This window comes from Planomonospora algeriensis, assembly GCF_977012225.1.
On the sequence record NZ_CDRNDK010001088.1, the window covers coordinates 1 to 488 of the forward strand.

1 protein-coding gene is annotated in these 488 nt (G+C 72.1%); it reads right to left on the bottom strand.

Annotation, left to right across the window (positions count from 1 at the left end; genetic code table 11):
• Positions 1 to 488, bottom strand: a 488-nt coding sequence (locus tag ACWJ6R_RS37940) for a condensation domain-containing protein (protein WP_449066795.1), incomplete at both ends; no start/stop codon positions are given.

Consider the following 488-nt stretch of genomic DNA (forward strand, 5'->3'; position numbering starts at 1 on the left):
CCCGCACACCACCGCCACCGCCTCCGGTGTGGCCGCCACCCGCGCCGCGAACTCCGACACGATGGTGGTGACCGGGGACGTGCCGCCGGTGCCGGCCCAGTCGCCGAGGATGGTCTCCCGTTCGGTCTCGTCCAGGATGTCGAGCTGCCCGATGCGGGTGTCGGGGGCGGTGACGCGGCGCGGAGCAGGCGGACGAACCGGGCCGCGATGTCCTCGGCCGTCTCCCGGTCGAACAGGTCCGCGGCGTACTCCAGGCCGCCGGTCAGACCCCCGGACGGATCCTCGGCGAGGGTGAGCTGGAGATCGAACTTGGCGGTCGCGGGGACGAAGGGCTCGAGCGCCACGGAGAGCCCGTCGAGGTCCAGGGCGACGGCCGGAGTGTTCTGCAGGACGAGCATCACCTGGAAGAGGGGGTGGCGGGCCATCGACCGCACCGGATCCACCACCTCCACCAACCGCTCGAACGGCAGATCCTGATGCGCGAACGC